Source organism: Ochrobactrum sp. SFR4, assembly GCF_019730395.1.
Classification (GTDB): Bacteria; Pseudomonadota; Alphaproteobacteria; order Rhizobiales; family Rhizobiaceae; genus Pseudochrobactrum.
This window is the reverse complement of record NZ_JAAPBB010000226.1, coordinates 1-432: the sequence shown is the minus strand read 5'-3', so window position 1 is coordinate 432 and position 432 is coordinate 1. Positions and strand designations below refer to the sequence as shown.

At 43.5% G+C, this 432-nt stretch carries 1 pseudogene; it reads left to right on the top strand.

The annotated features are described in order from the left end of the window. Nucleotides 1-432 (top strand): annotated as a pseudogene (locus tag HBA93_RS18735) (tRNA uridine-5-carboxymethylaminomethyl(34) synthesis enzyme MnmG); the annotation flags it as partial.

The following is a 432-nucleotide window of genomic DNA, read 5'->3' as shown; positions in this document are numbered from 1 at the left end:
CGCAGAGTTCAGACTTTCTCTTCGTGCAGATAATGCAGATACTCGTCTGACGCCGCTTGGTGAAAACTGGGGGTTGATTGGTCAGGCACGACAGGCACGTTTTAATGAAAGAAAGCAGGAACTGGATAAAGCAAGAGATCTTGCACAGACGCTTTCTATTACACCTAATGCTGCAGCAGCACATGGATTAAACTTGAATAAAGATGGCATTCGTCGCTCTCTTTATGATCTTCTTTCTTATCCGGATATTGATCTGGAACGTCTTACCGGCATTTGGCCTGAACTTTCTGATTTGTCCTCGGCTACAAAAGAAGCTTTGGAAATTGAAGCGCAGTATTCAGTGTATCTTGATCGTCAGACGGCAGATATTGCTGTGATGGAGCGGGAAGAACAATTGATTATTCCGCAATCAATTCAGTTTTCTGGAATTTC